Below are 26,249 nucleotides of genomic sequence, written 5' to 3'. Positions count from 1 at the left end.
TGGGAGGGGGCTTGCCCCCGATGGCGGAGTGTCAGTTGATACAGCTGTAGCTGACCCACTGCTATCGGGGGCAAGCCCCCTCCCACATTCAGCGCCAGTTTCACAGTAGACCTGTGCGGTCTGTGGGAGCTTCACCATGTTGAACACCTTGCTGCCTATTCTCTTGTTTACCGCCCTGGGCCTCGCCGTCCTCGGCGCCCTGCGCCGGGTGAACATGTGGCGCCGTGGCCGCGCGTCCAAAGTCGACCTGCTGGGTGGCCTGCTGGCCATGCCCAAGCGCTACATGGTCGACCTGCACCACGTGGTCGCCCGCGATAAATACATCGCCAATACCCACGTCGCCACCGCGCTGGGCTTTGTGCTGTCGGCCTTGCTGGCGATCCTGGTCCACGGTTTCGGCCTGCAAAGCCGTATCCTCGGTTACGCCTTACTGTTGGCCTCGGTGCTGATGTTTGTTGGCGCCACCTTCGTCTATCTGCGTCGGCGCAACCCGCCGTCGCGCCTGTCGAAAGGCCCGTGGATGCGCCTGCCGAAAAGCCTGATGGCGTTCTCGGTGAGCTTCTTTCTGGTGACGCTGCCGGTGGCTGGGATTCTGCCGGCGGACTTCGGCGGCTGGCTGCTCGCCGCATTGCTCAGCGTCGGTGTGTTGTGGGGCGTGTCCGAGATGTTCTTCGGCATGACCTGGGGCGGCCCGATGAAACACGCCTTCGCCGGTGCCCTGCACCTGGCCTGGCACCGCCGCGCCGAGCGTTTTGGCGGTGGCCGTTCCACCGGTTTGAAACCGCTGGACCTCAGTGACAAGACTGCGCCCCTGGGTGTGGAGAAACCCAAGGATTTCACCTGGAACCAACTGCTCGGTTTCGACGCCTGCGTGCAGTGCGGCAAGTGTGAAGCCGCGTGCCCGGCGTTCGCCGCCGGCCAGCCGCTGAACCCGAAAAAGCTGATCCAGGACATGGTCGTCGGCCTGGCCGGCGGCACCGATGCCAAGTTCGCCGGCAGCCCGTATCCGGGCAAAGCGGTGGGCGAGCACAGCGGCAACCCGCACCAGCCGATCGTCAACGGCCTGGTCGACGCCGAGACTCTGTGGTCGTGCACCACCTGCCGCGCCTGCGTGGAAGAGTGCCCGATGATGATCGAGCACGTGGACGCCATCGTCGACATGCGTCGCCACCTCACGTTGGAAAAAGGCGCCACGCCGAACAAGGGTGCCGAAGTCCTGGAAAACCTGATAGCCACCGACAACCCCGGTGGTTTCGCACCGGGCGGTCGCCTGAACTGGGCGGCGGACCTGAACCTGCCGCTGCTCAGCGAAAAAGGCAGTGCCGAGGTGCTGTTCTGGGTCGGCGACGGTGCCTTCGACATGCGTAACCAACGGACTTTGCGTGCCTTCGTCAAAGTGCTGAAAGCGGCCAAGGTCGACTTCGCCGTGCTCGGCCTGGAAGAACGCGACAGCGGTGATGTCGCCCGGCGCCTGGGTGATGAAGCGACCTTCCAGCTGCTGGCTTCGCGCAATATCCAGACCCTGGCCAAGTACAGCTTCAAGCGGATCGTCACCTGCGACCCCCACAGTTTCCATGTGCTGAAAAATGAATACGGCGCTTTCAACGGCAATTACCGGGTACAGCACCACAGCACCTTCATGGCCGAGTTGATCGGTGAGGGAGCGCTGAACCTGGGCCAGCACAAAGGCAACAGCGTGACCTATCACGACCCTTGTTACCTCGGCCGCTACAACGGCGAGTACGAGGCGCCACGCCAAGTGCTGCGTGCATTGGGGATTGAGGTCAAGGAAATGCAACGCTCGGGGTTCCGTTCACGCTGCTGCGGTGGCGGCGGCGGTGCGCCAATCACTGACATCCCCGGTAAGCAACGTATCCCGGACATGCGCATGGAAGACATCCGCGAAACCGGTGCCGAGCTGGTGGCGGTGGGTTGTCCACAGTGCACGGCGATGCTTGAGGGCGTTGTAGAACCAAGACCCTTGATCAAGGACATTGCCGAGCTGGTGGCCGACGCGCTGCTTGAAGACGCCGCGCCTGCCAAAGCCCCATTGAAGCGTGAACCTGCGGAGGTGCACTGATGAGCGACATTATCCGCCGCGACCCACGCGCCGAGTGGATCGCCCGCAACCGCCTGCACCCGCTGCATGCGGCGATGCAACCGGTGCAGCACAGTTGGATGGGGCCCAATGGCGTCATCCGCAAGAACGTGCACGGCGTCGGTTTTATCGGCCCCAATGGCATCAAGCGTATCGACCGCAGCGGCGCGCAGCAGGGCGGCTCGGCCAAGCGTACGGCGGCGGTAGAAGTGCAATTGCCGCTGCATCAGATTGCCGCCCCCGCGTTCTACATCAACGTGGTACCGGACATGGTTGGCGGCCGCTTGAGCAGCCACGATCGCGACCTGCTTGGCCTGGCGCGACAACTGGCCGGCAGCGACGGCGCGGTGCTGGCGGTGGTGTTTGGTGAGCACAAGGAAAGTGCGTTTGCCACGGCGGGTGTCGACCGTTTGCTGGTGCTGGAGGGCCACGCATTCGACGGTTATTCACCGGAGCAACGCGTCCAGGGCCTGCGGGCTGTGGATAACCAGTTCAACCCGCGACACTGGCTGCTGCCGGACAGCCGCAGCGGCGGTGGCGAGTTGGGTCGACGCTTTGCCGCCAGCCTCAAGGAGCGCCCGGCCACGCGGGTGTGGCAGATCAAGGGCGACGAGTGCATCGGCCGCGCCGGTGCCGGCCAGGAAGACTTGGCCCGGCCACTGCCGCGCCTGGTCCTGGCGGCTGCCGAATGTGCCGATCCGGTCAGCGAAACCCGTCACGAAGTGCTGCCAGTGGAGTTATCCACAGCCCTGGCGCGCAGCCTGCCACGCATCGAAGACCTCGGCGCGGTGGCGGTGGACCCGGCGGCGATTCCCATGGCCGAAGCGGAATTCATTTTCTCCGGCGGCAACGGCGTGAAGGACTGGGCGCTGTTCCACCAGACCGCCGCCGCCCTGGGCGCCACCGAAGGCGCCTCGCGGGTGGCGGTGGACGATGGCTTCATGGCGCGTGATCGCCAGGTCGGTGCCAGCGGCACCTGGGTCACGGCGCGGGTCTACGTGGCCGTGGGTATTTCCGGTGCGATCCAGCACCTGCAAGGCATCGGCGCCTGCGACAAAGTGGTGGCGATCAACCTCGACCCGGGCTGCGACATGATCAAGCGGGCCGACCTGTCGGTGATCGGCGAAAGCGCCGCAATACTGCAAGCCTTGATCGCGGCGGTCGAAGCCTACCGCAATGGCGCCAAGCGCGATGCAGCATGAGGATACGACCATGACGACGAATGTAATCAGCCTGGTGTCCATCGGCGCCCACCCGACTTCCGGGCGCCCGCGCCGTGCCGAGCAGGATGCGCGAGCCGTGGAGCTGGGCCTGCAAATGGCTGGGGATAAGTTGCAGGTGCTGCACGCCGGCAACATCGCCGAACCGACCCTGCGCAGCTACCTGGGCATGGGCCTGCCGCAATTGCATGTGCTGGAGCAACCGGCGGGTAGCGATGCGTTGCCGGTGCTCAGCGAGTACCTGCGCGATGCGGGTGCCCAAGTGGTGCTCGCCGGCAGCCAGGCCGAAACCGGTGAAGGCTCGGGCATGCTGCCGTTCCTGCTGGCCGAGCAACTGGGTTGGCCGCTGATCGTGGGGCTGGCGCAGGTGGAGTCCATCGACGGCGGTGTGGCCCATGTGCTGCAAGCCTTGCCCCGTGGTCAGCGGCGGCGCTTGAAGGTGCGCCTGCCGTTCCTGGCGACGGTGGATAACGCTGCGCCCAAGCCACGGCAAAGCGCCTACGGCCCGGCGCAACGCGGTGAGTTGGCGGCCCATGAAGTCCAGATTGAAGAGGATGAGCTGTTCCATGCGGCGGTGTTGCAGCCGGCCAAGCCACGGCCCAAGCGTCTCAAGGTGATCAAGGCCAAGAGCGGCGCTGACCGGATGAAAGCCGCCACGGCCAAGGCCAGTGGTGGCGGTGGGCAAGTGCTCAAGGGTGTGAGCCCGGAAGAGGGCGCCCAGGCGATCCTCAAGCTATTGGTTGAGGAAGGTGTGGTTCGCTGAACGTGAACAGGGACTGTGTTTACCCACAATCCCTGTTGACCTGTCTGTGGATAACCTGTTCGCGGTTGTCCACACCCCTTATGAATCAAGCCCTAGAGTCCCATGTACGAAAAATAACCAAGCTAACTGAAGGTTTTTGATGGGGTTTTTCGCTGCGTCGGTGTATTTCGCTGAACCGACTTGCCCCCATAGTCTGTTGGTGCTTCTGTGGATAACGTGTTCGCTCTCGGCTGAGGACCTTATTAATAAAGGCCTGCATGGAGTTGATCAAAATCTGATCGATGTAAGCGGTTTCTCAGCTGAGACGCCTGAAAGCCTAGATTCGTGAAGCTTTGAGGTGGTTTTCCACAGCGTGATCGGAGTTGCCCCCAAAGTCTGTTGGTGCATCTGTGGATAAGGTGTTCGTGTACTGCTACAAGCCACGTAAATCATGGCTTTCAGTAGGTTGTTCAAAAAACGAACAAAGCCGGGCCAGACTCACTGGTTTGAATAAGTCACGGATTTTATTCACTTAATTTCAGGCTGGTGCGGCGCTTGTCCACAATTGCTGTGGGTGGCTCTGTGGATAAGTTGTTGGGCAAAGTCTGGAGGGCAGGGGAAACAAGGGGAAGCAGGGGGTTGAATGTTTTTTGCACAATTCAGCCCCCCGGACCAACGTGTCATTCGTGAGCGGCAACACCCTTGAGGTAGGGCGCCGGAGCGGCCCCAAGGTTGTGCAGCATGCGCTCGCTATACCAGTCCACGAAGTTCACCACGCCGAACTCATAGGTCTTGGAGTACGGGCCAGGCTGGTAAGCGGTGGAGTTGATCCCGCGCTGGTTCTCTTCGGCCAGGCGACGATCCTGGTCGTTGGTGGCGTCCCACACTTCGCGCATGCGTGCCACATCGTAGTCAACACCTTCCACGGCGTCTTTGTGCACCAGCCACTTGGTGGTGACCATGGTTTCCTGGGCGCTGATCGGCCACACAGTGAACACGATGATGTGGTCGCCCATGCAGTGGTTCCAGGAGTGGGGCAGGTGCAGGATGCGCATCGAGCCCAGGTCCGGGTTCTTGATGCGGCCCATGAGTTTGGCGCAGCCCTGCTTGCCGTCCATGGTCATCGACACGGTGCCTTTGAGCAGCGGCATGCGCACGATACGGTTACGCAAGCCGAAGCTGGCGTGGGCGTAAGGGATCTTCTCGGCATCCCAGGCGGCGGCGGAGGCGGCTACATGGTCCTTGAACGCCTGGTCGGCGCGCGGATCGGTGACGTCGTCCCATTCCAGCAGGGTTTTCAGCAGTTCCGGGTGCGACGCGTTGCAGTGGTAGCACTCGCGGTTGTTTTCCAGCACCAGCTTCCAGTTGGCTTTTTCCATCAAGGTGGTTTGCACCGCCACCTTGGTGTTCTCCATGTCGTAGGGTTCCATGTAGTGGTTCAGCGTCGACAGGAAGTCGTCGATGGCTGGCGGGTTCTCGGCCAGGCTGATGAAGATGTAGCCGCCGGCGGTCTTCACGTTCACTGGCTTGAGGCCGTACTGCTTCATGTCAAAGTCGGCGCCCATCTCGGTGCCGGCGAACAGCAGGCGGCCGTCCAGCTCGTAGGTCCACTGGTGGTAGTGGCACACGAGTTTGGCGACCTTGCCCTTGTCGCTGGTGCACAAGCGCGAGCCACGGTGGCGGCACACGTTGTGGAACGCGTGCACCACGCCTTCGGCGCCACGGATCACGATGATCGGGTTCTTGCCCACTTGCAGGGTCAGGTAGTTGCCCTTGGTGGGGATCTCGCAGGTCATGCCGGCGATCAACCACTCTTTCTGGAAGATCTCCTGCATGTCGATATCAAACAGCCGCTCATCAGAGTAGAACGGCTGTGGCAGCGAGAAAGTGCGCTCGCGCTCTTGCAGCATCTGCGCGGTGGCCTTGCGTGCGGGTTCCAGCGGATCGCCCAAGCTTAAGGTTGCGGTGACGTCCATCGTGTGTGTCCTCATGGCCATTCTGTGTGGCCGGCGAATAGTGGCTACGGTTGTACTACGCAAGGCATAAAGAAAGCGTCGTTGTTGGGAGCGAGTGTGGGGCCGCGCAACGTCAGAACCTTATCCATGGGCGACATGGCCCAATCTGTTCCCGACGCGCAACCCTAGGTCGTTGGGGGCTGGTCGCGATAAGTATGTGAATGTCGCAGATAGGTAAATGGGCGGTTCCGGCGTTACGCAGAATCGCCACCATAAGGCCGACGTCGGCGGTGGAGAACAACATGTCCAATAATTTCCTGAATCCGGTAACCACCCAGACCTGGGCCAATGGTCGGCACATTGTCCGGTGCGTCAAAGTCATCCAGGAAACCTGGGACGTACGCACCTTCTGCTTCATGGCTGATCAGCCGATCCTGTTCTTCTTCAAGCCAGGGCAATTCGTCACCCTGGAACTGGAGATCGAAGGCCAGCCGATCATGCGTTCCTACACCATTTCCAGCTCGCCGTCGGTGCCGTACAGCTTCTCGGTGACCATCAAGCGCGTGCCGGGCGGCAAGGTTTCCAACTGGCTGCACGACACGTTGCACGAGGGCCAGGAACTGGCGGTGCACGGGCCGGTAGGCCTGTTCAATGCCATCGACTATCCGAGCCCGAAGGTGCTGTACCTCAGCGGCGGCGTCGGCATCACGCCGGTGATGTCCATGGCCCGTTGGTTCTACGACACCAACGCCAACGTCGACATGACGTTTATCCACAGCGCCCGCTCGCCGAAAGACATCATCTACCACCGCGAGCTGGAGCACATGGCGTCGCGGATCGACAACTTCAGCCTGCACCTGATTTGCGAGAAGCATGGGCTGGGCGAGCCATGGGCCGGTTATCGCGGTTACCTGAACCACAAGATGCTCGAACTGATGGTGCCGGACTTCCTCGAGCGCGAAGTGTTCTGTTGCGGGCCTACACCGTATATGAATGCGGTGAAGCGCCTGCTGGAAGTGGCGGGTTTCGACATGACGCGGTATCACGAGGAGTCCTTTGGCGCCACGCCGCCGGAGGCCCGTGCGGATGCGGTAGAACAAGCCGAACAGGCCGCCGACGCGCCGGAAATCGACTTGGCGGATCTGCATCAGGTGGAGTTCATTGCGTCGGGCAAAAGTATTCGCGTGGCCCCTGGCGAAACTGTCCACGCCGCTGCTGCGAAGCTTGGATTGCTGATCCCGAAAGCCTGCGGCATGGGCATCTGTGGTACGTGCAAGGTGATGAAGCTGGGTGGCGAGGTCGAGATGGACCACAACGGCGGGATTACCGAGGAAGATGAAGCCGAGGGTTACATCCTGTCGTGCTGCAGCGTGCCGAAGGGTGATGTGCGTATCGAGTTCTGACTAACGAAGCCGCTCTAAATGTGGGAGGGGTGTAGAACCCCCTCCCACAGTCAGTGCTTAACGCACAAACAGGTTGATGAGATACGCACCCGATGCTGTCATTTCGAACTCTTTACCCGTGACGGTAAAGTGCCTTGAAGGCTCGATGATAGCGTCACCAACGTTCGCCAGTTTCCTCAGGTCGTCCAGGCCGACGAGGGTGGCGTTGGTGTCGGATTGAAGCTGAGAAGCAGTCGTGTAGCATTGAATTTCCATGATGTTGCCCTCTGTGGGATATCCATTTCCAGCCGACTATTCGGCAGGCAGTCAGCCCCGAAACAACGCGTCCATTGGTTCGGGGTGACGAGATCTTATCCAGGGCAGGGGCTAGATAGATACTGTCAGAAATACGTACAAACAGTCTCTGAAAACGGGCTGGAAGGCCCGTAGTCTCAGGCCCCCATCACTTTCCGAATATCCGCCGCCAATTCTCTTACACGCTCTTCCTCGGTATCCCACGCACACATAAAACGCGCGCCGCCTTTGCCGATGAAGGTATAGAAACGCCAGCCCTTGGCCGTCAGCGCTGCGATGGCCGGCTCCGAGAGTTGCAGGAACACGCCGTTGGCCTGCACCGGGAACATCAACTCCACACCGGGAATATCCGCCACCAGGCTGCTCAGCAGCTGCGCGCAGTGGTTGGCATGGCGTGCGTGTTTGAGCCAGGCGTCGTTTTCCAACAGACCTACCCACGGGGCCGAAAGAAAGCGCATTTTCGACGCCAGCTGCCCGGCCTGTTTGCAGCGGTAGTCGAAGTCTTCGGCCAGCTTGTGGTTGAAGAACAGGATCGCTTCGCCCACGGCCATGCCGTTCTTGGTGCCGCCAAAGCACAGCACGTCCACACCGGCTTTCCAGGTCAGGTCGGCGGGCGAGCAGCCGAGGAACGCGCAGGCGTTGGAGAAGCGTGCGCCGTCCATGTGCAGGTTCAGGCCCAGCTCTTTGCAGGTGGCGCTGATGGCGCGGATTTCTTCCGGGGTGTACACGCTGCCGACTTCCGTGGCTTGGGTCAGGGTGACCACGCGTGGCTTGGGGTAGTGGATGTCCTGGCGCTTGAGGGCGATCTCGCGGATCGACTCCGGGGTCAACTTGCCGTTTTCGGTGCGGGCGGTGAGCAGCTTGGAGCCGTTGGAGAAAAACTCCGGCGCGCCGCATTCGTCGGTTTCGACGTGGGCGGTTTCCGAGCAAATCACGCTATGGTAGCTCTGGCACAGCGAAGACAGCGCAAGCGAGTTGGCGGCAGTACCGTTGAAGGCGAAGAACACTTCGCAGTCGGTTTCGAACAAGTTGCGGAAACCGTCGGCGGCGCGGTGGGTCCATTCATCATCGCCATAGGCGCGTTGATGACCCTGGTTGGCTTGTTCCATGGCGGCCCAGGCTTCCGGGCAGATGCCGGAATAGTTGTCACTGGCGAATTGTTGGCTCTTGTCGGTCATGGCCCATTCCTGTGGTCGATGTTGGTGCGCACTGTAACCAAGATTGTCGCGGGTGCGCACGCACTGTAAATGCAAAGTCACTGGGGAATTATGCACGGTACTGGAACGATGCCTGTCGGACGTGTCCGCGATGGCGCTCTGGATCTGCTCAAGTGGCTGGCGCTGTTGAGTATGGTGCTGGACCACCTGCGCTATGTCGGTTTAAGCCTGGATGGCCTGTATGTGCCGGGGCGCCTGGCGTTTCCGTGGTTTTGCCTGGCAATTGCGGCCAACCTGCATCGGGTCGCAGGCACGCCGGTGACGCGCCAGTGGCGTTACCTGGGATGGCTACTGCTGTTCAGTGTGATCAGCGAAGTGCCGTACCGGATGTTTATCGACGATGCCGATACATTGAATGTGTTGCCAACCCTGGCGCTGGGTTTGCTGGTTGCCAGAGGATGGCAGCAGAAGACGTTTTTTGATCGAGGATTGGCGTTGATCGCCATCACGATTGCGACCGTTTTTTCCGCGCACTTGATGTTCGGCTTTTTCGGTGTATTACTGCCGTTGGCGATGTTGCTGGTCTTCAGTCGCCCCTGGTATTTCAGCGTCTTGCCGGGCGCGATCTGCGTAGCAGCCAATCAATGGCAGGCCCTGCTCAACAGCGGTACGTTTTTGGCGCTGTCGGGACTGACGGTGTGCATGATCGCGCCACTGCTCGGCTTGGTCCTGCTGCGACATGCCAAAAACGCCGCGCCACCCGCCATGCGGCGCTGGGCGTATAGCCTTTACCCTGCGCATTTTATAGTGTTGCTTGCCGTTCGACAGCTGATTGCTTGACCGCGCAAGGGCCGTATTGGCTATGGCTTTTCAAGCCACGGAGGAGGGAACGGATGGGCACGATACAGTTCACGCATTCTTTTTACATCGCTCTCGAACCAGTCCCGTATCCATCGTTGGTACTGCAGGGAAATAACCTGTTGATTCGTTGGGTTGGCACATCCTTCGACGACAGCCTGGGCGGCCATCATTCCTGACATTAGTGCTTTAAGAACCCCATGAGAGGCGCCCGGATCTATCACCGCGCTGGCGTCTCCCACGATGAAGTAGCCACTGCCTGCCGATTGATCGCAGATTCTCCAAGTAACATCGGCACCCTGCATTTTCCCCACGCGGGTCAGGTGTTCGAAGGAGGATGGAACAGCAGATGCCTTGCAGATCTGATCGTGCTCAAAATAGAGGCGTGTCCAGTGATACAGCTTTCGTCCTACGTGTGCGGTCCAATACCACCCCAGCCGATCGGCGAAAATACCCAGTGCACTTTCGTCGATGGTTCCGCTCGTATAGCCATACAGGGCCGTAAGTGGCGGTGAGTAGCAACGTGATCCCAGCCCGAGCTGACGTGTGAGCCAGCCATGAGCGCCGCTGGCATCCACAAGCTGGCGGCAAGACAGAGTCCCGGTAAGGGTTTGTACGCCCATGACGCGACCGTTTTCCAGGAGTACCTTTTTTGCATGGCAAGGCTGCAGGGCATGGACCCCCAGCGCGATTGCCTTCGCCAATAAAAAGCCATCCAATATGGACCTGGGTATTTGAAACCCTGACCAAGCGCCATCGGCATCATTTCCGAAGGGAGTAAAGTTGCGCTCCTTATCCCAGGTTACCCAGTTTCCAAAAGGCCTGATGAATTTGCCCGCCTGCACTTGGTTCATCACGCCTAGCTGCTTAAGAAGAGGCTCAATGCCAGGATGCAGTGTTTCGCCAGGACGTTCGCGAGGAAATGAAAGGCGCTCAACAATGGCCACCCTCAGGCCATGTTGAGCGCAAGCAATAGCCGCCGCGCATCCTGCCGGGCCAGCGCCTATTATGACGACATCGTAGTCATTCATCGTGTCGGACTTTAGCTGTGGTTAAACGGGTTGCCATGGACGCGTGCCTGATTGGTGAAAGATCACATGTGGCCAGACGAGATAATTTGAAGTTTCTATGACTTTGATTAGGGTTTTATTGAAATGTGGAGAGGCGCTTGGTTCATAGCGATAGAGTTCGAATCGATATGCTGTGGTATCAAGGGTGACGTTTGAATTTAGAGGGGAATCGAGCTCTCTTAAATCGTCGGAAGTTATAGTTTTGAACGAGCGTATAAACCATTTTTCATGCAGGGAGCCGAGTGCAAGTTTGACGCGTCGGAATGCATCAATACGTCTTTGGTATTCCAATGTATCAATCTTGCCGGTCAGGGCGAGTGAGAACTTACCTTCCAGAGCGCTTTCCGTATAATCACCATAGCGATAACTGTGATAAGCAATTTGTGTCACGTTGTTGGTAATAATACTGTGTGGTGCGGGGATGCCGTCCCAAGAAAAACCGGAAGTTATGCCAATTTCCTGATCGAGCATCGGTTTAATCGTCGGGCCCGCTCCGGCGTCGGGTTCAAAGGATTGAGCGGCGTCAGGAGCGACTGCCGGCCAAAATGAACTGAGCGCGGCACACAGTTTTGCGTCCTCTGGAAAAGGGCTGCCTAGCCTGTAGGCTGCGAGGTGCGGCACGGCCCCCGAGCTACTCTCGTATTCGACAGCACCGACATCCCAGCCAGGAGCAAAGACTCCCGCTGCGGCATCTGGAAGGCATGAGGCACGTTTTGCCGACGCTGTATCAGGTTTTGCCGCAGTCGACTGCCCAACAGTTGACCCATGGTGACCCACAATCGCAGTTACGCTGACATCAGTGCTGGAAAAGAGGGTGGGAAAAGACTGGATATTGGCCGCATAGCGAGAATCGGACAGGCATTCAGGGGGCGTCTGAAACACGGTTTTTTGAATGTCCGGACTCAGGGTCTCCAGCCACTCGCTCAGATGCCGCTGATTACACAGAGGGTAGAAGTCGGGAGCGCACAGCAAAGAGTAGGCGGGTATGCGAGTTGGAAAAGCGGTGTCCAGCGCTGGGCACTGAGCTTGAATCCAGCCGTCTGCGGTAAAGTCCAGGTAATGCAGGGCTCGGAAGTCGCCTTTTTCCAGCTCACTGAGGATGCCTGGCTGTTGGTTGAAGTTAACAAGGTTGCCGGCGTCGTCAACTTTATGGCGAATGTGCACATATTCCGGAGCGTTTTCGGGCCCGATCAAGGTGGATGCTAACAGCCTTGGCGATTTTGGTACGTTGAAGGTCAACGGTTTACCTTTGTATTGCGCCGCCTCAACCAGAAATCTGCGTGGCGAGGCTGCCATGAGCCCCGCGCCGAATTCCTGTTCGCAAAGCCAGTTGCCGAGCCCTTCGGTTATGACAAAAGGTGGTTGACTGATGTCTGGTTCTTCCCAGCCCGACCCGGCGCCCAACATTAAGTGTAGGCGGCGTATTTTCTCGTTTTTGTGCATCGCTGTCAGTTGGACGTCAAGGCTCAGACCTGCAATGCACTCGGTGCCGTTGAACAGTTTGTGCAGGGGTACCCAAAAATCGTGGGTTTCGTCCTCTTCGCGCACGCGCATAGGGCCGAAAGTTGTGGCGTCTCCCTTGCGTTGGATGGCGATGTAGGCGGCGTATCGAGCAGGCAAGACACGAATGGCGTGGTTGTCATCTGCAACAAAAGGTAGGAACCCCCTACTTTGCGCATCGTACAAAGGTTCAGCGGTGCCAACGCGTGATATGCCGGTTCGTGAAAAACACATATCGGCCTGTTCTTTGTGAACTGTATCAGGTGCCGGTCGGTACTCATTAGCAAAGACGACCACAGCCATGGGCGCACCATTGGCGCGTTCTTTTAATTGCTGGAGGCTGGGTGGTTGGCTGCCGTAAACATAGTTCATGACCGTTTCCAACTCGGCAGCCGTAGGGTAAATCTGAAGTGGATTACCTTTCGCATCCACTGTTACGTTAGCGTTGGCCAGTGCGTGAAACAGCAAACTGAGTGCTGGGTTGCCGGGTTCAATGCCGCGTACTCCGCTTAACGCGAAGTCTTCAAAGCCGGCGAGTGTTCGATCCACCTTTAAGATGTTACGAAGTTCGTCTTGCAAGGACGGTGCAAGGATGTTAAGGCCGTGATGAAGCAGTAAGTTATGCCAGCCACCAGGGGCCAATCGGGTGCAAATATCTTTGACTTGATCAATTAAAGCCATGTTTGTTCTCCTGCGGTTTAAAAGTCAGTTTCAAGATAGCGTTGCCGGATTGTTGCGCGAGTCGAGGTATTGCTCGGCGAGCAATTAAGTTCTCATGTAGGGTGAAATGCAAAAGATGTTTTGTAAGTGGTTATTTGGTTGGGTATTTTCAAAGTTTATTTTAATGTTTGCCTGTTAGTGGTTTTTGTAAGAAGCCTCTTTCAGTAGGTTTTTTGTATATAAAAACTTTCTGCCGGGCAGGTGCCTGCCTCTTCGTGTACGTTGAAAACGAGGTCGACCAGCAACCCATGTCGTAAACGCACCTTTGCATGGCGTGCGCAGGCATTTGACCTGTCTGCGCCAGCCCTACCATCGCATCAAAGGGCCCTGCACGGGCCTCAACAATACGAAAGGCTGGGAGAGACGCGATGTTCAGCAAACAAGACCAGATCCAGGGATATGACGACGCACTGCTGGCGGCCATGAATGCCGAGGAGCAGCGCCAGGAAGATCATATCGAGTTGATCGCGTCAGAGAACTACACCAGCAAACGCGTGATGCAAGCCCAAGGCAGCGGCCTCACCAACAAATACGCCGAAGGCTACCCAGGCAAGCGCTACTACGGTGGCTGCGAGCATGTGGACAAAGTTGAAGCCCTGGCCATCGAGCGCGCCAAGCAGCTGTTCGGCGCCGATTACGCCAACGTGCAGCCACACTCCGGTTCGTCCGCCAACAGCGCCGTGTACCTGGCCCTGCTGAACGCCGGCGACACCATCCTGGGCATGAGCCTGGCCCACGGCGGTCACCTGACCCACGGCGCCAAGGTGTCGTCCTCGGGCAAGCTGTACAACGCGGTGCAATACGGGATCAACACCGACACCGGCCTGATCGATTACGACGAAGTCGAGCGCCTGGCGGTGGAGCACAAGCCGAAAATGGTCGTGGCCGGTTTCTCCGCCTACTCCAAGACCCTGGATTTCCCACGCTTCCGTCAGATCGCGGACAAAGTGGGGGCGCTGCTGTTCGTCGACATGGCCCACGTCGCCGGCCTGGTTGCCGCCGGCCTGTACCCGAACCCGCTGCCCTACGCCGACGTGGTCACCACCACCACCCACAAGACCCTGCGCGGTCCTCGTGGCGGCCTGATCCTGGCCAGGTCCAATGAAGAGATCGAAAAGAAACTCAACGCCGCCGTATTCCCCGGCGCCCAGGGCGGCCCGCTGATGCACGTCATCGCCGGCAAGGCCGTGTGCTTCAAGGAGGCGCTGGAGCCAGGCTTCAAGGCTTACCAGCAGCAAGTGATCGACAACGCTCAGGCCATGGCCAGCGTGTTTATCAAACGCGGCTACGATGTAGTGTCCGGCGGCACCGATAACCACCTGTTCCTGGTCAGCCTGATCCGTCAGGGCCTCACCGGCAAAGAGGCGGACGCCGCCCTCGGTCGCGCCCACATCACCGTCAACAAGAACGCCGTGCCGAATGACCCGCAGTCGCCGTTCGTGACCTCGGGCCTGCGCATCGGCACCCCGGCGGTGACCACGCGTGGTTTCAAAGTGCCGCAGTGCATCGAACTGGCCGGCTGGATCTGCGACATCCTCGACAACCTCGGCGACGCCGACGTCGAGGCCAACGTGGCCAAGCACGTGTCTGCCCTGTGCGCTGATTTCCCGGTTTATCGCTGAGCGCGGTTTTGGAGTAATGACTATGCAACGCTACTCGGGCTTCGGCCTCTTCAAGCACTCCCTCAGCCACCACGAAAACTGGCAGAAGATGTGGCGCACGCCGACCCCCAAGAAAGTCTACGACGTGGTCATCGTCGGCGGCGGCGGGCATGGTCTGGCAACCGCCTACTACCTGGCCAAAGAACACGGCATCACCAACGTGGCCGTGGTCGAGAAAGGCTGGCTGGGCGGCGGTAACACCGCGCGCAACACCACCATCGTGCGCTCCAACTACCTGTGGGACGAGTCGGCGCACCTGTACGAACACGCGATGAAACTGTGGGAAGGCCTGTCCCAGGACCTGAACTACAACGTGATGTTCTCCCAGCGTGGCGTGTACAACCTGTGCCACACCTTGCAGGACATCCGTGATTCCGAGCGCCGTGTGAGCGCCAACCGCCTCAATGGCGTGGACGGCGAATTGCTCAATGCCAAGCAAGTGGCCGACGAGATCCCATACCTCGACTGCTCGAAAAACACCCGCTACCCGGTGCTCGGCGCCACCGTGCAACGGCGCGGCGGCGTGGCCCGTCACGATGCCGTGGCCTGGGGCTTTGCCCGTGCCGCCGACGCCCTTGGCGTGGACCTGATCCAGCAGACCGAAGTGATCGGCTTTCGCAAGGAAAACGGCGTGTGCATCGGCGTGGAAACCAACAAGGGCTTCATCGGCGCCAAGCGCGTCGGTGTAGTCACTGCCGGTAATTCCGGGCACATGGCTTCGCTCGCCGGGTTCCGCCTGCCCATCGAATCCCACCCGCTGCAGGCGCTGGTGTCGGAGCCGATCAAGCCGATTATCGATAGCGTGATCATGTCCAACGCCGTACACGGCTACATCAGCCAGTCCGACAAAGGCGACCTGGTGATCGGCGCCGGTATCGACGGCTACAACGGCTACGGCCAGCGCGGCTCGTACCCGGTGATCGAACACACCATCCAGGCCATCGTCGAGATGTTCCCGGTGCTGTCCCGCGTGCGCATGAACCGTCAGTGGGGCGGCATCGTCGACACCACGCCGGATGCGTGCCCGATCATCTCCAAGACTCCGGTGCCGAACATGTTCTTCAACTGCGGTTGGGGCACCGGTGGCTTCAAGGCCACGCCGGGCTCAGGCAACGTGTTTGCCGCCAGCCTGGCCAAGGGTGAAATGCACCCATTGGCGGCACCTTTTTCCATCGACCGTTTCCACAACGGTGCGTTGATCGACGAACACGGCGCTGCGGCCGTCGCCCACTAACAGGAGAAATTCCCTATGTTGCATATCTTCTGTCCTCACTGTGGCGAACTGCGCTCCGAAGAGGAATTCCACGCATCCGGCCAGGCGCATATTCCGCGCCCGCTGGACCCGAATGCCTGCACCGATGAAGAGTGGGGCGACTATATGTTCTTCCGCGACAACCCGCGCGGCCTGCACCACGAACTGTGGATCCACGCTGCCGGTTGCCGCCAGTACTTCAACGCGACCCGCGACACCCTGACCTACGAAATTCTTGAAACCTACAAGATCGGTGAGAAGCCACAATTCACCGCCAAGGCCTCTGGAGAGAAGGTATGAGCCAGACCAATCGCCTGTCCAACGGTGGCCGGATCGACCGTAATAAAGTCCTGACGTTTACTTTCAACGGCCAGACCTACAAAGGCTTTGAAGGCGACACATTGGCCGCAGCCCTGCTGGCCAACGGCGTCGACATCATCGGCCGCAGCTTCAAGTACTCGCGCCCTCGCGGCATCTTTGCCGCCGGCGCCGAAGAGCCGAACGCGGTGCTGCAGATCGGTGCCACCGAAGCCACCCAGATTCCCAACGTGCGCGCCACGCAACAGGCGTTGTACCAAGGCCTGGTCGCCACCAGCACCAACGGCTGGCCGAACGTCAACAATGACGTGATGGGCATCCTCGGCAAGGTCGGCGGCAAGCTGATGCCTCCGGGTTTCTACTACAAAACCTTCATGTACCCGCAATCGTTCTGGATGACCTACGAGAAGTACATTCGTAAGGCCGCCGGCCTCGGCCGCTCGCCGACCGAGAATGACCCGGACACCTACGACAACTTCAACCGTCACTGTGACGTGCTGGTCGTCGGCGCCGGCCCTGCGGGCCTGGCTGCCGCACTGGCCGCCGCCCGCAGCGGTGCCCGCGTGATCCTCGCCGACGAGCAGGAAGAGTTCGGTGGTTCGCTGCTGGATTCGCGTGAAAGCCTCGACGGCAAGCCGGCTGCGGAATGGGTTGCCAGCGTCATCGCTGAACTCAAGGCCCTGCCGGACGTGGTGCTGTTGCCCCGCGCCACCGTCAATGGCTACCACGACCATAACTTCCTGACCATTCACGAGCGCCTCACCGATCACCTCGGTGACCGTGCGCCGATTGGCGTGGTGCGTCAGCGTATCCACCGTGTGCGTGCCAAGCGCGTGGTGCTGGCGACCGGCGCGTGCGAGCGTCCGCTGGTGTACGGCAACAACGACGTGCCGGGCAACATGCTGGCCGGTGCGGTCTCCACCTACGTGCGTCGCTACGGCGTGGCACCGGGCAAGAAGCTGGTGCTGTCGACCAACAACGACCACGCCTACCGCGTTGCCCTGGACTGGCTCGATGCCGGCCTGCACGTGGTGGCCGTGGCCGATGTTCGCCACAACCCACGCGGTGCGCTGGTGGAAGAAGCCCGCGCCAAAGGCATTCGTATCCTCACCGGCAGCGCCGTGATCGAAGCCCGTGGCAGCAAGCACGTGACAGCCGCCCGCGTGGCCGCGATCGATGTGAAAGCGCATAAAGTCACCAGCCCAGGCGAATGGCTGGAGTGCGACCTGGTAGCCAGCTCCGGCGGCTACAGCCCGGTAGTTCACCTGGCTTCGCACCTGGGCGGCAAGCCGACCTGGCGTGAAGATATCCTCGGGTTTGTACCCGGCGAAGCGCCGCAGAAACGCGTGTGTGTCGGTGGGATCAACGGGGTCTACGGCCTTGGCGACTCCCTGGCGGATGGTTTTGAAGGCGGCGTGCGCGCGGCCAGCGAAGCCGGTTTCGCGCCGGTGGAAGGCACCTTGCCCAAAGCGCTGAGCCGCCTGGAAGAGCCGACTTTGGCGGTTTACCAAGTACCGCACGACAAGCCGACTGCACGGGCGCCGAAGCAATTCGTCGACCTGCAGAACGACGTGACCGCCGCCGCCATCGAACTCGCCACTCGCGAAGGTTTCGAGTCGGTCGAGCACGTCAAGCGCTACACCGCGCTGGGCTTCGGCACCGACCAGGGCAAGCTGGGCAACGTCAACGGCCTGGCCATTGCCGCCCGCTCGCTGAACGTGACCATCCCGCAGATGGGCACCACCATGTTCCGTCCCAACTACACGCCGGTGACTTTCGGCGCCGTAGCGGGCCGTCACTGTGGACACATCTTCGAACCGGTGCGCTACACCGCGTTGCACGCCTGGCACGTGAAGAACGGTGCCGAGTTTGAAGACGTCGGCCAGTGGAAGCGCCCTTGGTATTTCCCGCGCAACGGTGAAGACCTGCACGCCGCCGTCAAACGCGAATGCCTGGCCGTGCGTGACAGCGTCGGCCTGCTGGATGCGTCCACCCTCGGCAAGATCGACATCCAGGGCCCCGACGCGCGGGAGTTCCTCAACCGCATCTACACCAACGCCTGGACCAAGCTCGACGTGGGCAAGGCGCGCTATGGCCTGATGTGCAAGGAAGATGGCATGGTCTTCGACGACGGCGTGACTGCCTGCCTCGCCGACAACCACTTCCTGATGACCACCACCACCGGCGGCGCTGCCCGTGTGCTGCAATGGCTGGAAATCTACCAACAGACCGAGTGGCCAGACCTCAAGGTGTATTTCACCTCGGTCACCGACCACTGGGCGACCATGACCCTGTCCGGCCCCAACAGCCGCAAGCTGCTGGCGGAAGTCACCGACATCGACCTGGACAAGGACGGGTTCCCGTTCATGACCTGGAAAGAAGGCCTGGTCGGCGGCGTACCGGCGCGGGTGTTCCGCATTTCGTTTACCGGTGAGCTGTCGTACGAAGTCAACGTGCAGGCCGACTACGCCATGGGTGTGTTGGAAAAAATCGTCGACGCCGGCAAAAAGTACAACCTGACCCCGTACGGCACCGAGACCATGCACGTATTGCGGGCCGAGAAGGGCTTCATCATTGTCGGCCAGGACACTGACGGCTCGATGACCCCGGATGACCTCAACATGGGGTGGTGCGTGGGCCGTACCAAGCCGTTCTCGTGGATCGGCTGGCGTGGCATGAACCGTGAAGACTGTGTGCGTGAAGAACGCAAGCAACTGGTGGGCTTGAAGCCGGTCGATCCGAAGGTGTGGCTGCCGGAAGGCGCGCAGCTGGTGTTTGATCCGAAGCAATCGATCCCGATGAAGATGGTCGGTCACGTCACCTCCAGCTACGCCCACAACTCCCTTGGCTATTCGTTTGCGCTGGGTGTGGTCAAGGGCGGCTTGAAGCGTATCGGCGAGCGGGTGTTCTCACCGCAGGCCGATGGCAGCGTGATCGAGGCGGAGATTGTTTCTTCGGTGTTCTTCGACCCCAAAGGCGATCGCCAGAACATCTGACAGGCCAAGCCCCTCCCTCAAGTTGAAATGCATTCCCCTGTGGTAGGGGGCTTGCCCCCGATGAGGTCAGCAGCCTCACAACAGAATTCAGAACAGGTGCTTTATGACAGCAGCCAATGTTTACCAACAACGCCCCACCTCCGGCGCCAAGGCCGAGTCGTCGCTGCACCACGCCGACCTCGCCAGCCTGGTCGGCAAGGGCCGCAAGAACGCCGGCGTGACCGTGCGTGAAAAGAAACTCCTGGGCCATCTGACGATTCGTGGCGACGGCCATGACGCAGCTTTCGCCGCCGGCGTGCACAAAGCCATCGGCATCGAGTTGCCCGGCGCGCTGCAAGTGATCGTCAAGGGCGAAACCAGCCTGCAATGGCTCGGCCCGGATGAGTGGTTGCTGATCGTGCCAAGCGGTGAAGAATTCGCCGCCGAGCAAAACCTGCGCGCCGCCCTGGGCGACCTGCATATCCAGGTCGTCAATGTCAGCGGCGGTCAGCAGATCCTCGAACTCAGCGGCCCGAACGTGCGCGATGTGCTGATGAAGTCCACCAGCTACGACGTGCACCCCAGCAACTTCCCGGTGGGCAAGGCAGTGGGCACGGTGTTCGCCAAGTCGCAACTGGTGATCCGCCACACGGCTGAAGACACCTGGGAGCTGGTGATCCGTCGCAGCTTCTCGGATTACTGGTGGTTGTGGTTGCAGGATGCATCGGCCGAGTTCGGCCTGAGCGTCCAAGCCTGAGGAATGAGCCATGAGCCGCGCACCCGATACATGGATTTTGACCGCCGACTGCCCCAGCGTGCTCGGCACGGTGGACGCGGTCACCCGCTACCTGTTCGAGCAGGGTTGCTACGTCACCGAGCACCACTCGTTCGATGACCGGCTTTCGGGCCGGTTCTTTATCCGCGTGGAATTCCGCCAGCCCGACGGTTTTGACGAACAGGCGTTCCGCGATGGTCTGGCCACCCGCGGTGAAGCCTTCGGCATGATCTTCGAGCTGACGGCGCCGAACTACCGGCCAAAAGTGGTGATCATGGTATCCAAGGCCGATCACTGCCTCAACGACCTGCTGTATCGCCAGCGCATCGGCCAACTGTCGATGGACGTGGTCGCGGTGGTGTCCAACCACCCCGATCTGAAACCCTTGGCCGACTGGCACCAGATTCCCTACTACCATTTCCCCCTCGACCCCAACGACAAACCGTCCCAGGAGCGTCAGGTGTGGCAGGTGGTGGAAGACACTGGCGCCGAATTGGTGATCCTTGCGCGCTACATGCAAGTGCTGTCGCCGGAGCTGTGCCGCAAGCTCGATGGCAAGGCCATCAACATTCACCACTCGTTGCTGCCGGGGTTCAAGGGCGCCAAGCCGTATCACCAGGCGTATAACAAGGGCGTGAAGCTGGTAGGCGCCACGGCGCATTACATCAACAACGACCTGGACGAAGGCCCGATCATCGCCCAGGGCGTGGAGGTGGTGGACCACAGCCACTATCCCGAGGACTTGATTGCCAAGGGGCGGGATATCGAAGGGCTGACGTTGGCCCGGGCGGTGGGGTATCACATTGAGCGGCGGGTGTTTTTGAACGCCAATCGGACGGTGGTGCTCTGACTGACGCCATCGGGGGCAAGCCCCCTCCCACCTTTGGAATGCGGTCGAATGTGGGAGCGGGCTTGCCCCCGATGAGGCCCTCACTAACAACGCAAGAACAGCATCTGTACCCGAGCACTTAAACGCGCTGCCCACCCAACGGGCAACGCAGTTCCATAAAAACAACAGCGAGGTGAAAGCATGTCTGGTAATCGTGGTGTCGTGTATCTCGGCAACGGCAAGGTCGAAGTACAGAAAATCGACTATCCCAAAATGCAGGACCCCCGTGGCAGGAAGATCGAGCATGGCGTCATCCTGCGCGTGGTCTCCACCAACATCTGCGGCTCCGACCAACACATGGTGCGCGGCCGCACCACTGCCCAGACCGGCCTGGTGCTCGGTCATGAAATTACCGGTGAAGTGATCGAGAAGGGCAGCGACGTCGAGAACCTGAAGATCGGCGATCTGGTCTCGGTGCCTTTCAACGTGGCGTGCGGGCGTTGCCGCTCGTGCAAAGAGCAACACACCGGTGTGTGCCTGACCGTCAACCCGGCCCGTGCCGGTGGCGCCTATGGCTATGTTGACATGGGCGACTGGACCGGCGGCCAGGCTGAATACGTGCTGGTGCCGTATGCCGACTTCAACCTGCTCAAACTGCCGGATCGCGACAAGGCCATGGAGAAGATCCGCGACCTGACCTGCCTCTCCGACATTCTCCCGACGGGCTACCACGGGGCCGTCACTGCCGGCGTTGGTCCGGGCAGCACTGTGTACATCGCGGGTGCCGGTCCTGTGGGCCTGGCGGCTGCCGCCTCCGCCCGCCTGCTGGGCGCCGCAGTGGTGATCATCGGCGACGTCAACCCGGTCCGCCTGGCTCACGCCAAGGCTCAGGGCTTCGAGATTGCCGACCTGTCCAAGGACACCCCGTTGCACGAACAGATCGCCGCACTGCTGGGCGAGCCGGAAGTGGACTGCGCCGTCGATGCCGTGGGCTTTGAAGCCCGTGGTCATGGTCATGAAGGGGTCAAGGCCGAAGCGCCGGCCACCGTACTCAACTCGCTGATGGGCGTGGTGCGCGTGGCGGGCAAGATCGGTATCCCTGGCCTGTACGTCACCGAAGATCCGGGTGCCGTGGACGCCGCCGCAAAAATGGGCAGCCTGAGCATTCGCTTTGGTCTGGGCTGGGCTAAATCCCACAGCTTCCACACCGGGCAGACGCCGGTGATGAAGTACAACCGCCAGCTGATGCAGGCGATCATGTGGGACCGTATCAACATTGCTGAAATCGTCGGTGTGCAGGTGATCAGCCTGGATGACGCACCGCGCGGCTATGGCGAGTTCGATGCGGGCGTGCCGAAGAAGTTTGTGATTGATCCGCATAAGTTGTTCAGTGCGGCATAAAGAGCAGGGCAAATAATAAGGGCGACCCCAGGGTCGCCCTTATTATTTATTGTGAGTTGAGCCGCAGGTAGGGAGTGGCTGTTACACCCTCTTCAACGACAGTCTTTCCGCCATAGTCACAACGTAGCCTTCCCTCTGTCTGGGTGATGGTCTCTGCCTTGAGTGCGTACCTGGGGGCTAGATAATCGTCATCTGTTCCGGCTGTCTGGCCCTTCCATGTCCTGCCCCTGGTGTGGGCCGAGTATTCATATCCTTCGCCGTAGGGCGGTGGCAGGTCAGGGTCCGTGTAGGGTTTGGAGTGGATGTCGCTGACGGCTGGGCATTGGCCGATGTCGATGGCCTGGCCCGACGAAGCCTGGTGTGGCCTGCGAAAATCGAGAAGGTTGAGTGCGGTAGCGGCAGCAAAAATATTGGGTATCAATCCGATCATCTCGTCACAGTTCCTTGTTTGTGGCTGAACCTTCGCGTCGAAAATCGTGAGAAGGCTGCCTTGGGTGGGCCGTGCCGGGCCTACAGTTCCGCAAGCACGTCGGCGGCTGGCTGAGGATTTGTGAACGTGAACGGTCGGAATGATTCGGATGACGTTTTTACTGATGCGTAAATGAACACTTGGAAATTGCCAGGGCTTCGCAATACGTGCCTTTCCACTCGCCAATAGGAGGGATAAGGTTCCAGGCAGACACAGGTTTGAGCGTGACCGAAAAGCTCGCGTCGTTATTCATGGGGCCCTTATAGGTGCAGGTGACGGTTTTGTTATTTGCATCGTACCGGGCATCGTGAAAGGTCGAATCATTCAAGTATGAAGCGGCAGCCAACGGGTTTTCACCTATCCAGGCCCGTCCATCAGGTTGTGACGCCTCATAGCGGTAACCGCCATTGATCATCTCCGTTTGTTTGATGGCTTGGATCGAGGGACAGGTGGAGGTCGCTGCACCGACAGTGTGCACCAGGGCCATCGTGGCCAACATACCTGCAAGCAGTGAGCTTCTCATTACCCGCCTCCTGTGGGTTGCGGGAAGGGCGACCGCAAAGTCGCCCTTATTAATTATTGCGGTGCTGTGAGTCTTAGATTAGGAACTGCAGTTTCACCATTTTTTATCAGCGTTTTGCCTCCGTAGTCACAGCGCTGCTTTCCATTCACTACATTGAACGTCTCTGCTTTGAGTTCATATTCAGGTGCCAGGTAATCATCTTTAGTGTTACCTGTTTGGCCCGTCCACTCCTTACCACCGCTCTTGGCGGTGTATTTGAAACCGTCGACGCTATTACCTTGGATGGTTTCTTGGAATGCTTCAGATTTAATGGTTTTAGTTGCCGGGCAGTCCTCGATATCAGCTGCATGAGCGCCCCCGGCCAATACACAAGCAGCCAGCATCCCTACGGCGAATTGATAATTCATATCTGATCCTTAATTGAATTGTGAGGTGAAGTCTGAATGCTAAGACGGTTTGCTAGCGTGGGGTACTGTTAGAAATGACAGTAATTTATAATTATTCGGTATGAGAAATTCGTTTTATATGGGAGTCGGTATATTTGAAGCTGCCAGAAATAGCATACGCAGGTACAGAAAGGGCGACAGGGCATCGCCCTTTTTGCGGCAATTTTTTAAGCCTGCAATCGCCGGCTGATGACATCGAGCAAATCGCAGCCGTCGCACAGCGGAATGGCGCATAGCAGGTCGAAGTCCTGGGGGACGAGGGTGTCGGTGTGCAGGGATGGGGTGGCGCTGTCGTGGCCGGTGAGCGGCATGTATCGGTTCATGTTTTGAACCCATTCAAGTAGAGGTGGGCTACACATATATTCGTCGCCAAACGAATTGGGTGGCAGCTGTACGCAGGTTGGCGAGCCGGGAATGGAACCGGCAGACCCGAAGGTCTCCCGCGCACAGCCACCATGAAAGCGGCTATTGCGGACGCAAAAGGGCCTGCAAAAAAGCAGAAGCTTTTGCACCATTCACCGGGTCGCCAAACCCGTGTCGCCATGTGGACGACGGCCGAACTATAAAGCGCCATCCCTTGCCACGAGCAAGTCACCCAGGCACTGAATGTCAATGTGGGAGGGGGCTCCGATGGCGGTGGCTCAGTCAGTAAAGTTGTGACTGAACTACAGCTATCGGGAGCAAGCCCCCTCCCACATGGGTGTGTGGTGTTTGGGGAATCAGCGTGTGGCCAGTGCGCCCTGGTAGACGGTCGGCCCCGTCGGCTGTTTGCTGATGGAACCACCCTTGGTCTCCGAGCTCACCATCAACTCCACCGGCTTGCGGATGCTTTTCTGCTGGCGTGGGTTGAGTCCGATAATGCCTTTGCCATCTTCCGGCAACAGCCCCAGGGAAACCGGCGCGCTGCCTTCTGGAATGGCCCAGAGTTCCAGGCTGCGGTCCGGCTCGGGGGCCGCCGTGGCGATCGGTTCAACTTCGAGGTAATCCTTGTGCGCAATGATTTGAGCGGCCGGCTGCTGGGCCGTGGTCACCAGGGTGGCGGCGGACTTGACGTTATCCTGGGTGTAGAGCGCGCCACCGAGGCCGGCGACGATGGCCATGCAGGCGCCGATAAACACACGTGGGCGGCTCCAGAATGGGGACGTTGGCTCAATCACTTGGGGGCGTGTGGCGCTCATATGGCTATTCCTGGCTGTGTTGAAGTCATTTCATGGACTCTGGTATTCCCCTTGGGTTCCTCGGCCCGCCCGGAACAATGCGTCGGATACCCAGTCAAACGCCTGCTTTCACCCCTACACCCAGAGGTTGTTTCGATGAAGATTTCACGCGGTTTCGCCCTTTCCTGCCTGATGACCCTGGCAGCCGGCCCGGTGCTTGCCGCAGGGTTCAGCCTTGGCGACGCGGCCAATGCCATTTCCGGCATGCAGGGTGGTAACAACAAGGCAGCGGCAGCAGCGCCGTCGTCCGAGACGGCCGGGTTGCTGAGCGCCCTGACCTCGCAACTGAACATCACCCCCGAGCAAGCGGTCGGCGGTACGGGCGCAATGCTGGGCCTGGCCAAGAACAAATTGAGCGGCAACGACTATTCGCAACTGGGCAATAGTGTGCCTGGCCTCGACCAACTGTCGGGGAATAATGCGTTGGGCAGCCTCGGGGCCTTGAGCGGGATGCTCGGCCAGGCTGGCGGTAGCAAGACCAGCGGCCTGGATGGCCTGCTGGGTAACGTGAAGAACACCAACGACCTGAACACCGCGTTCAGCGCCCTGGGCATGGACAGTGGCATGGTCGGCCAGTTTGCCCCGGTGATCCTGCAATACCTTGGTGGTCAGGGTGCCAGCAGCTCGGTGCTGGGCAAGCTGGCCAAGGCCTGGGGTACAGGCGGTTAATCGCCCTTTCTCCAAGGAGTGCATTTCCTGTAATTATTTCTGCGTCATTATTCATGATGAGTTGGATTATCGGCGCAATGAGTTGTAGTAAAGCGGTAGGAACGGTAGGAAGTCTGAGTGCCACGCAGTTGTACCCTTCGCAGCATCACTTCGGTGCTGTTTGAAGGGCAAATCGACTGAATTAATGGTGAACTAATGACATCTGTTAATCCGCAGCAAACAACGCTTCAGAATCAATATAACCAGATTGGCGCCAACTTGCAGAGCACCAAGCCTGTGCTGACTGCCCCCAATTTTTTGCATGATATGGGGTTGAACGCGAACTTACTGCACAACTTGCGAAATGACTTGGACGCGGTGATTAATGGGTCGGTCCCTGACCGGGCACTCACTAATTTGGTGGCTGGGTTTCAACAACTCCTGACTTCTTTTAGTGGCGGGGCCAAAGAGTGGCCTGCAGACAAAGTGATCCCTGAAGGCGGTAAATTCTTTGTGAAGGGCAGTGACGGCCTGCTAAAAGAAATCACCCCGCCCAAAGAGTGGCCTGCAGACAAAGGGTTCCCCGAAGGCAGTAAATTCTTTGTGAAGGGCAGTGGTGGCCTGCCAAAAGAAATCACCCCGGCCAAAGAGTGGCCTGCAGACAAAGTGATCCCTGAAGGCGGTAAATTCTTTGTGAAGGGCAGTGACGGCCTGCTAA

Annotated in this window: 24 protein-coding genes; 14 read left to right on the top strand and 10 right to left on the bottom strand. The window is 59.6% G+C overall.

Going from position 1 to position 26,249, the window contains the following annotated elements; genetic code table 11:
* Positions 1-136: 136 nt before the first annotated feature.
* Genes dgcB through etfB form a run of 3 tightly spaced genes read left to right on the top strand, consistent with a single transcriptional unit; the run spans position 137 to position 4,081 of the window.
* Positions 137-2,080 carry a dimethylglycine demethylation protein DgcB gene (dgcB, locus tag AC3WP7_RS09965; protein WP_071490298.1) on the top strand — a complete coding sequence of 648 codons (1,944 nt, stop codon included), beginning with the start codon at positions 137-139 and terminating at the stop codon, positions 2,078-2,080.
* Positions 2,080-3,300 (top strand): electron transfer flavoprotein subunit alpha, encoded by a 1,221-nt coding sequence (gene etfA, locus AC3WP7_RS09960; protein WP_092242147.1) that lies wholly within the window; start codon positions 2,080-2,082, stop codon positions 3,298-3,300. Before dgcB ends, etfA begins: the two co-directional genes overlap by 1 nt.
* A gap of 10 nt (positions 3,301-3,310) precedes the next feature.
* A complete protein-coding gene (gene etfB, locus AC3WP7_RS09955) occupies positions 3,311-4,081 on the top strand; it encodes an electron transfer flavoprotein subunit beta (RefSeq protein ID WP_093120748.1) in 771 nt (256 codons plus the stop codon).
* 659 nt (positions 4,082-4,740) lie between these two features.
* Here etfB and gbca read toward each other — a convergent pair.
* Positions 4,741-6,036: a glycine betaine monooxygenase oxygenase subunit gene (gene gbca, locus AC3WP7_RS09950; RefSeq protein ID WP_071490295.1), complete on the bottom strand. Its 1,296-nt coding sequence runs from the start codon at positions 6,034-6,036 to the stop codon at positions 4,741-4,743.
* Positions 6,037-6,317: 281 nt separating this feature from the next.
* Between gbca and gbcB the strand changes: the two genes are divergently transcribed.
* Positions 6,318-7,418 carry a glycine betaine monooxygenase reductase subunit gene (gene gbcB, locus AC3WP7_RS09945; RefSeq protein ID WP_092242153.1) on the top strand — a complete coding sequence of 367 codons (1,101 nt, stop codon included), beginning with the start codon at positions 6,318-6,320 and terminating at the stop codon, positions 7,416-7,418.
* A 57-nt stretch (positions 7,419-7,475) separates the two neighbouring features.
* Here the strand turns inward: gbcB and AC3WP7_RS09940 are convergent, their stop codons facing one another.
* Both AC3WP7_RS09940 and AC3WP7_RS09935 read right to left on the bottom strand, forming a co-directional pair.
* Entirely contained in the window at positions 7,476-7,673 is a 198-nt protein-coding gene (locus AC3WP7_RS09940; protein ID WP_092242156.1) for a hypothetical protein, read from the bottom strand.
* A gap of 176 nt (positions 7,674-7,849) precedes the next feature.
* Positions 7,850-8,890, bottom strand: a complete 1,041-nt coding sequence (locus tag AC3WP7_RS09935) for a threonine aldolase family protein (RefSeq protein ID WP_092242160.1) — start codon at positions 8,888-8,890, stop codon at positions 7,850-7,852.
* 90 nt (positions 8,891-8,980) lie between these two features.
* Here AC3WP7_RS09935 and AC3WP7_RS09930 point away from each other — a divergent pair, with 90 nt between their 5' ends.
* Complete coding sequence (locus AC3WP7_RS09930; RefSeq protein ID WP_093120754.1) at positions 8,981-9,709, top strand: TraX family protein; 729 nt, start codon at positions 8,981-8,983, stop codon at positions 9,707-9,709.
* 20 nt (positions 9,710-9,729) lie between these two features.
* On the opposite strand, the gene AC3WP7_RS09925 is transcribed toward AC3WP7_RS09930, so the two are convergent.
* Both AC3WP7_RS09925 and AC3WP7_RS09920 read right to left on the bottom strand, forming a co-directional pair.
* Positions 9,730-10,758, bottom strand: coding sequence for an NAD(P)/FAD-dependent oxidoreductase (locus tag AC3WP7_RS09925; protein ID WP_093120756.1), 1,029 nt, complete (start codon positions 10,756-10,758; stop codon positions 9,730-9,732).
* Positions 10,759-10,779: 21 nt separating this feature from the next.
* Positions 10,780-12,978 carry a hypothetical protein gene (locus AC3WP7_RS09920; protein ID WP_092242169.1) on the bottom strand — a complete coding sequence of 733 codons (2,199 nt, stop codon included), beginning with the start codon at positions 12,976-12,978 and terminating at the stop codon, positions 10,780-10,782.
* Between the two features lie 407 nt (positions 12,979-13,385).
* Between AC3WP7_RS09920 and glyA the strand changes: the two genes are divergently transcribed.
* The 7 genes from glyA (at position 13,386) to fdhA (ending at position 22,228) form a co-directional block, all read left to right on the top strand.
* Entirely contained in the window at positions 13,386-14,639 is a 1,254-nt protein-coding gene (gene glyA, locus AC3WP7_RS09915; protein ID WP_071490289.1) for a serine hydroxymethyltransferase, read from the top strand.
* Between the two features lie 22 nt (positions 14,640-14,661).
* Positions 14,662-15,912, top strand: a complete 1,251-nt coding sequence (locus AC3WP7_RS09910) for a sarcosine oxidase subunit beta (protein ID WP_010207084.1) — start codon at positions 14,662-14,664, stop codon at positions 15,910-15,912.
* Between the two features lie 15 nt (positions 15,913-15,927).
* Complete coding sequence (locus tag AC3WP7_RS09905; RefSeq protein ID WP_010207083.1) at positions 15,928-16,230, top strand: sarcosine oxidase subunit delta; 303 nt, start codon at positions 15,928-15,930, stop codon at positions 16,228-16,230.
* The gene (locus tag AC3WP7_RS09900; protein ID WP_102591838.1) at positions 16,227-19,244 is read left to right on the top strand and encodes a sarcosine oxidase subunit alpha; all 3,018 of its coding nucleotides are present in this window, start codon (positions 16,227-16,229) and stop codon (positions 19,242-19,244) included. Before AC3WP7_RS09905 ends, AC3WP7_RS09900 begins: the two co-directional genes overlap by 4 nt.
* 103 nt (positions 19,245-19,347) lie before the next feature.
* Complete coding sequence (locus tag AC3WP7_RS09895) at positions 19,348-19,980, top strand: sarcosine oxidase subunit gamma (RefSeq protein ID WP_093527297.1); 633 nt, start codon at positions 19,348-19,350, stop codon at positions 19,978-19,980.
* Positions 19,981-19,990: 10 nt separating this feature from the next.
* Positions 19,991-20,848 (top strand): formyltetrahydrofolate deformylase, encoded by an 858-nt coding sequence (gene purU / locus AC3WP7_RS09890; RefSeq protein ID WP_005792124.1) that lies wholly within the window; start codon positions 19,991-19,993, stop codon positions 20,846-20,848.
* 180 nt (positions 20,849-21,028) lie between these two features.
* The gene (gene fdhA / locus AC3WP7_RS09885) at positions 21,029-22,228 is read left to right on the top strand and encodes a formaldehyde dehydrogenase, glutathione-independent (protein ID WP_016972852.1); all 1,200 of its coding nucleotides are present in this window, start codon (positions 21,029-21,031) and stop codon (positions 22,226-22,228) included.
* 46 nt (positions 22,229-22,274) lie between these two features.
* Here the strand turns inward: fdhA and AC3WP7_RS09880 are convergent, their stop codons facing one another.
* The 5 genes from AC3WP7_RS09880 to AC3WP7_RS09860 form a co-directional block, all read right to left on the bottom strand.
* The gene (locus AC3WP7_RS09880; RefSeq protein ID WP_078050475.1) at positions 22,275-22,658 is read right to left on the bottom strand and encodes a hypothetical protein; all 384 of its coding nucleotides are present in this window, start codon (positions 22,656-22,658) and stop codon (positions 22,275-22,277) included.
* A gap of 157 nt (positions 22,659-22,815) precedes the next feature.
* Complete coding sequence (locus AC3WP7_RS09875) at positions 22,816-23,220, bottom strand: DUF3757 domain-containing protein (RefSeq protein WP_092242177.1); 405 nt, start codon at positions 23,218-23,220, stop codon at positions 22,816-22,818.
* 53 nt (positions 23,221-23,273) lie between these two features.
* Entirely contained in the window at positions 23,274-23,627 is a 354-nt protein-coding gene (locus AC3WP7_RS09870) for a hypothetical protein (protein ID WP_092242181.1), read from the bottom strand.
* A 206-nt stretch (positions 23,628-23,833) separates the two neighbouring features.
* The gene (locus AC3WP7_RS09865; RefSeq protein ID WP_170856043.1) at positions 23,834-23,989 is read right to left on the bottom strand and encodes a hypothetical protein; all 156 of its coding nucleotides are present in this window, start codon (positions 23,987-23,989) and stop codon (positions 23,834-23,836) included.
* A gap of 396 nt (positions 23,990-24,385) precedes the next feature.
* Complete coding sequence (locus tag AC3WP7_RS09860) at positions 24,386-24,844, bottom strand: anti-sigma factor domain-containing protein (protein ID WP_093120769.1); 459 nt, start codon at positions 24,842-24,844, stop codon at positions 24,386-24,388.
* A 135-nt stretch (positions 24,845-24,979) separates the two neighbouring features.
* Here AC3WP7_RS09860 and AC3WP7_RS09855 point away from each other — a divergent pair, with 135 nt between their 5' ends.
* Complete coding sequence (locus AC3WP7_RS09855; RefSeq protein WP_092242187.1) at positions 24,980-25,552, top strand: DUF2780 domain-containing protein; 573 nt, start codon at positions 24,980-24,982, stop codon at positions 25,550-25,552.
* Positions 25,553-25,747: 195 nt separating this feature from the next.
* Positions 25,748-26,249: hypothetical protein (locus AC3WP7_RS09850; RefSeq protein WP_492599324.1), on the top strand; the 502-nt coding region annotated here is incomplete at its 3' end.

This window comes from Pseudomonas sp. FW305-3-2-15-C-LB1 (genome assembly GCF_058787615.1).
The sequence above is the reverse complement of the archived record's forward strand: the minus strand, read 5'-3'. Positions and strand labels throughout refer to the sequence as shown.

Bases quoted from the DNA above. Each gene is read 5' to 3' on its own strand.
- AC3WP7_RS09860 (WP_093120769.1), bottom strand. From the start codon at position 24,844: ATGAGCGCCACACGCCCCCAAGTGATTGAGCCAACGTCCCCATTCTGG.
- AC3WP7_RS09910 (WP_010207084.1), top strand. From the start codon at position 14,662: ATGCAACGCTACTCGGGCTTCGGCCTCTTCAAGCACTCCCTCAGCCAC.
- AC3WP7_RS09865 (WP_170856043.1), bottom strand. From the start codon at position 23,989: ATGAACCGATACATGCCGCTCACCGGCCACGACAGCGCCACCCCATCC.
- etfA (WP_092242147.1), top strand. From the start codon at position 2,080: ATGAGCGACATTATCCGCCGCGACCCACGCGCCGAGTGGATCGCCCGC.
- purU (WP_005792124.1), top strand. From the start codon at position 19,991: ATGAGCCGCGCACCCGATACATGGATTTTGACCGCCGACTGCCCCAGC.
- AC3WP7_RS09875 (WP_092242177.1), bottom strand. From the start codon at position 23,220: ATGAGAAGCTCACTGCTTGCAGGTATGTTGGCCACGATGGCCCTGGTG.
- AC3WP7_RS09905 (WP_010207083.1), top strand. From the start codon at position 15,928: ATGTTGCATATCTTCTGTCCTCACTGTGGCGAACTGCGCTCCGAAGAG.
- AC3WP7_RS09920 (WP_092242169.1), bottom strand. From the start codon at position 12,978: ATGGCTTTAATTGATCAAGTCAAAGATATTTGCACCCGATTGGCCCCT.
- glyA (WP_071490289.1), top strand. From the start codon at position 13,386: ATGTTCAGCAAACAAGACCAGATCCAGGGATATGACGACGCACTGCTG.
- AC3WP7_RS09870 (WP_092242181.1), bottom strand. From the start codon at position 23,627: ATGAATTATCAATTCGCCGTAGGGATGCTGGCTGCTTGTGTATTGGCC.
- AC3WP7_RS09925 (WP_093120756.1), bottom strand. From the start codon at position 10,758: ATGAATGACTACGATGTCGTCATAATAGGCGCTGGCCCGGCAGGATGC.
- AC3WP7_RS09880 (WP_078050475.1), bottom strand. From the start codon at position 22,658: ATGATCGGATTGATACCCAATATTTTTGCTGCCGCTACCGCACTCAAC.
- fdhA (WP_016972852.1), top strand. From the start codon at position 21,029: ATGTCTGGTAATCGTGGTGTCGTGTATCTCGGCAACGGCAAGGTCGAA.
- AC3WP7_RS09895 (WP_093527297.1), top strand. From the start codon at position 19,348: ATGACAGCAGCCAATGTTTACCAACAACGCCCCACCTCCGGCGCCAAG.
- gbcB (WP_092242153.1), top strand. From the start codon at position 6,318: ATGTCCAATAATTTCCTGAATCCGGTAACCACCCAGACCTGGGCCAAT.
- AC3WP7_RS09935 (WP_092242160.1), bottom strand. From the start codon at position 8,890: ATGACCGACAAGAGCCAACAATTCGCCAGTGACAACTATTCCGGCATC.
- dgcB (WP_071490298.1), top strand. From the start codon at position 137: ATGTTGAACACCTTGCTGCCTATTCTCTTGTTTACCGCCCTGGGCCTC.
- etfB (WP_093120748.1), top strand. From the start codon at position 3,311: ATGACGACGAATGTAATCAGCCTGGTGTCCATCGGCGCCCACCCGACT.
- gbca (WP_071490295.1), bottom strand. From the start codon at position 6,036: ATGGACGTCACCGCAACCTTAAGCTTGGGCGATCCGCTGGAACCCGCA.
- AC3WP7_RS09855 (WP_092242187.1), top strand. From the start codon at position 24,980: ATGAAGATTTCACGCGGTTTCGCCCTTTCCTGCCTGATGACCCTGGCA.
- AC3WP7_RS09930 (WP_093120754.1), top strand. From the start codon at position 8,981: ATGCACGGTACTGGAACGATGCCTGTCGGACGTGTCCGCGATGGCGCT.
- AC3WP7_RS09900 (WP_102591838.1), top strand. From the start codon at position 16,227: ATGAGCCAGACCAATCGCCTGTCCAACGGTGGCCGGATCGACCGTAAT.
- AC3WP7_RS09940 (WP_092242156.1), bottom strand. From the start codon at position 7,673: ATGGAAATTCAATGCTACACGACTGCTTCTCAGCTTCAATCCGACACC.